This window comes from Tildeniella sp. (assembly GCF_059505325.1).
In genome coordinates, this window is sequence record NZ_JCACKI010000036.1 from 1 (window position 1) to 4,677 (window position 4,677).

The window sequence follows — 4,677 nt, forward strand, 5'->3', positions numbered from 1 at the left end:
GTAGGAGAACTGCAAAGACTCTACTTCTCCATCATTACATCTTGAGCACTACCATGAATTACAGCAAGGTGACAGTGTTGCTCGTGTAATCATTCAAGAACGTTACTCAGCACCAATCCCACCATTGGAAAGCCTTCTGAGCTTACCACAAAATTCGCTGGGCTATGTCTATGCAAAATCACTGCAAGAGGCAGGATTGAAGCCACTTGACGTTGATCCTAGCCTCTTCTCCTGGGAACGAGTTGACTCAGATGTGAGTTACGTGGAGTATCGCTATCAAATCACTCATGATCTATGGCATGTCGTGACGGGATTTGATACTTCGCCGCTAGGAGAATTGGGCTTGCAAGCCTTTTATCTCGCGCAGTTTCGCCTTCCTTCTGCACTGGTGGCACTTGTAGGTGGGCTGGTCGGTTTTATGGTTTCATCTCCCGATGCTCTCCCTATCTTGATAGCTACGATTGAGCAAGGTTGGCAGATGGGCAAAACCGCCAAACAGTTGATCGCCCAAAAGTGGGAAGAGAACTGGGATAAGCCTGTATCTCAATGGCGGGAAGATTTGAACATTCAACTTGTGAATTAAATCTATGAAGTGATGTTGGGGCAGGTTGTACAGACTACAGCCTGCCAGTTTTTGCACTCATAATCAGACAAAACCATGAAATGGAAACTACTGCGGCAAGAAGTCAGACCGCTGACAACTCTTGCTGTCCCAATTGTCGCTGGTTCACTTGGCTTAATGATGCTCAGTCTCACAGATAGTTTGATGATCGCTCATCTGGGTGTCACGTCACTAGCGGCTGTTTCACTGACGACAACTTTTCTTGTTCTGGTACAGTCCGCAACCTTCGGATTTTTGATGCCAGGAGGAATTCTGATCGCTCAAGCGCATGGGAAGCAAGATAAAGCTGATGCGGCTTCTATCTTGAGGCATTCTTTACTTGTTGCCTTAGCTGCTTCTGCGATCAGCGCAATTCTAATTGCGTTCTGCTTTCCGTTGACTCGTTTGCTGAATCAACCTGTGGCAGTCGTTGAAGTTGCTCGTCCTTACTGGATGTGGATGGCAGCCTCAGTCGTCCCTTCATCTCTATTTCAAACCCTCAAACAATTTTACGATTCTACCGAACGTCCTTGGATTGCCTGTGGGTTAATGGGAGTGGGGGTATTCGCCAATGTCCCGATCAATTGGGTATTGATTTTTGGTCATCTTGGTTTTCCGGCGCTAGGGATTGCAGGTGCAGGATTGGGCAGCTTTTTAGCCATCTGTATCTGCTTTGGGACGCTGGCTATCCATTTCTTTTGCTCCAGAAGGATGAAAGGCTATCGGAATAAGCGATCGCCTTTGTCAATCACTGTTTTTGCTCAACAAGTGCGAGAAGGCTTCCCAATGGGGATGCAATACTTTTTAGAAGGTGGAGCCACTTCAATTGCCGGAGTTCTGATGGGCTGGTTAGGGGCAACTGCTCTCGCTGCTAATCAGATCGTCTTTAGTATTGCTGGAATTCTCTATATGCTTCCACTGGGAATGGCATCGGCAGTCAGTATTCGGATGGCACAAGCCTGTGGTGCAGGCGAATATGTGCGGCTCAGACGCATTGGCTATGCGGCGAATGGTGTCGTTGTGGCTTGGATGGCGCTCATCACCTTTGGATTATTAATTACAGGAAAGGCGATCGCACAGTCATTTGTGGCAGATACCCAAGTCGTTGAACTTGCCAGTGTTATGTTTTTAGTTGTAGGCATCATGCAGATCTGTGACGGTGTTCAGTCAGTTAGCCTCGGTGCTTTGCGAGGGATTTTGGACAGCCGTTGGGCGACGATCGTAACGCTGATTTCTTACTGGTTACTAGCACTACCTCTGGGATATGTGTTTGCCTTTCGGTTTGGTTTAGGGGCACCAGGAATTTGGCTAGGCTTTGCTTGTGGGTTATTTATCGCAGCTTCTCTCCTGTTCTGGAGAATGCATCGCCAAACCTTTCGCCTTGCCAGCCAATCAGCCTCAAGCTATCACTTCACCGACGACAATTCATAGAAACAATTGAACTTTGGACAGACAACTTCGCGCTACGCCCCCACCAATAGCTGGAGCAGTATAACGTTCCGGTTGAGCGGCTGCCCATAACTTTTGAATCATCACCAACATCTCTCGATAGTTCGCTCCAACCGGGTTGTTATGCCGCTTTATTGAACGCTTGTTTCTAGACTCGTTCAATACACTATTACTGCATCATATTCACTGCTTTCGAGCTTCACACAGAGCTACTTGAGTTCGATTTATAAGAATTTGTTGTTAGAGTATTGCTTGATCATTCTCCTAAAAATCTGCAAATAGATTGTGAAGCCAAGGAGTGATATTGACAAATAAAGTGCTGCGTAAAAAATATTTGAATAACACAGAATTATGAACGGTATAAGAGTAATAATAGTGGAAAATGCCATTAAAAATGTTCTGAATGTTAAGCGATAAGATGCTATAACAAATCTTGTTTCTTCTTTGCCTATATTGAAATTAAAAATCTGTGAATCTTCTGCTTCACCTAGCTCCCTTCTAATTTCTATCTCATAAGCTTGCAAGTTGTGAATAAAGTACCATGCATAGGCATGTTTCATCACATTTGCCAGTGCAATCAATCCTAAGATTGTAAGTAGACTGAGGAAACCTAAAAACAGAAATAGACTGGAATCAAGCTTTGGGCTCACGGGCAAAATGACCTCAGAAATAGGCTTCCAAATAACGACGACTGCGCCTATTACTCCAAGTGATTTGAAATCATCCGATGTACTTTTTATTAAATCTTCTGCTTTGTCACTAAGTCTTACATACTCTTTATAAAGGTATTCTAATCTCTGGTTAGGAACTGCATCCATTTTTGACACTCCCCAAGCAACTTGAAAGCATACCTCACAGACTACCTCGAATTACTTAGCTTTGAATGCCGATAGATAAACTTCAAGTACTGTCCCTACCAAGAGATGAGCGGTATAACGTTCCCAATCAGCGGCGACAGATACGACTGAAACGAAGCGCGAAGTCTCTGCACGTCCGCTGCATTGGGGTTGTTATGCCGTATCCTCACGATCAACTTCCCGAACATCGATCAACTTCAACTTTGTGCGGGGTCGTTCAACTGTTGTTGAAGTTGTTGCACTTCTTCGATCGATAACCCAGTGCCACGAGCAACGGTTTCAATCGATACGCCTTCTCGTAGAAGATTGAGCGCGATCGCCCGCGTCTTTTCATTTTGAATTGAACGATAAATTACAGATTCTTGCATAATATCCCTCTGCACCAAACGGTAAATTACGTCTTCTTCTAATCTTAACCCAGCCAGAATCGCTGAGGCTGCCATCAAATTCGCTTGCATCATGGGATCTCCGATCTGATCCACAATTTGAGTGACTTGACGCAAAATCCCTTCTGGACTCTCGCTCTGTCCTAATGTTGCAAAGGGGAGTAGCCCAGGATATTGCAGAAAGAGTGCAGCAGGTTGTTCCCATAACCGAATCACATCAAATTCGTGGCGGGTGCGCTCCAGAACATAGCTCGTTTGATAAACCATTTCAGAGGTAGTGGATTTGAGATAAATCACCACTTGCCGCATCGGTTTCCCTTTGTAGCGTCGCTGCCCTCGAACGCGATAATCTAACATCCGAAATGGGATTTCCTGCTTTGGTAGCGTTTGGAATTCGATGTGTAGGATAGACTCTTCCGATTGGAGCAGGATCATCGCATCAGCGCGAATTGGGTCAAGGGAGAGTTCAGAGGGTTGAATCTCGGTCAGGGTGACTGCCTCTCCGAGTAGCCAACTAGCGAAGTCGGCGGAGAATTTTTCGGCAAGGAATCGGCAAGTATCGTCATACATGGGGGAAATTGTACAACTAGCTGTGCCAAGTTAATTTTGAGAAAGTCCAAGTTTGATAAAACGTTGCTATGGGAGATCGTCACAAACTTGCTACTCAAACTCCTCTAAAGCGATCTCACTTTTTTCACTACCGATTAGTGTTGGTCGCCCAGACAGGTATTGGACGACCATCAGGACGGTTTATTCGCCGCGGGTCAACATAAATGACAACATTGCAATCTTCTTGAACTATGAGCCAGGCGCTTGGATTTCCCTCCGTATTAGAAGCCCAAACTGGCTTCCCATCGTACCCATATAAAACAAAGTTGCCGTCAAGTTGCATGACAGCTTTCTCCACAGCACGACCGTTAGTATTAGAAGCCCACAAAACCGTTGAACCAGATCTTGGGAAACCAGAGCGGGTTGGTGACCCAGAGTACAAAACTAGATTTCCATCATCCTGCAATTTTAAAAAACAGCTAGATGCAGTACCAATAATTGCCCCCCGTGGGAATACCTCCTGTCCTACTACAGTCCGACCATTAGGGGGAATATTCTGGGAAAGTGCTGGGAGGGACAACAATACACTTGCAGATATCGTACCAGCAGTACCAGCAACCATCAAGCTTAGTAGCGCAGGGATATAGCGAATCTTTTTAGCACCCAACATCACAACGCAGCCTCATAGAGATAGTTTGAAGTACGGAATCAGGAACTAAACCCACGGTTTAGATCACCTTCCACAACCAGGAACCGAGCGGCATAACGTTCCCAATCACCTGCCGCAGATAACCCTAAAGTTCGACCGACAATCTTTCGGCGGTCGGGTGCATTG

General features: G+C 45.7%; 3 protein-coding genes and 1 pseudogene. 2 read left to right on the forward strand and 2 right to left on the reverse strand.

Going from position 1 to position 4,677, the window contains the following annotated elements; all coding sequences use genetic code 11:
• Positions 1–52 precede the first annotated feature (52 nt).
• Positions 53–583, forward strand: a pseudogene (locus AC5JO6_RS13970) (Coq4 family protein); the annotation flags it as partial.
• Between the two features lie 75 nt (positions 584–658).
• Positions 659–2,032: an MATE family efflux transporter gene (locus tag AC5JO6_RS13975; RefSeq protein WP_496081675.1), complete on the forward strand. Its 1,374-nt coding sequence runs from the start codon at positions 659–661 to the stop codon at positions 2,030–2,032.
• Positions 2,033–2,274: 242 nt separating this feature from the next.
• On the opposite strand, the gene AC5JO6_RS13980 is transcribed toward AC5JO6_RS13975, so the two are convergent.
• The gene (locus AC5JO6_RS13980; RefSeq protein WP_496081676.1) at positions 2,275–2,868 is read right to left on the reverse strand and encodes a hypothetical protein; all 594 of its coding nucleotides are present in this window, start codon (positions 2,866–2,868) and stop codon (positions 2,275–2,277) included.
• 236 nt (positions 2,869–3,104) lie between these two features.
• On the reverse strand, positions 3,105–3,863 hold the full coding sequence (locus AC5JO6_RS13985; protein ID WP_496081677.1) for an Rpn family recombination-promoting nuclease/putative transposase: 759 nt from the start codon (positions 3,861–3,863) through the stop codon (positions 3,105–3,107).
• Positions 3,864–4,677 lie beyond the last annotated feature (814 nt).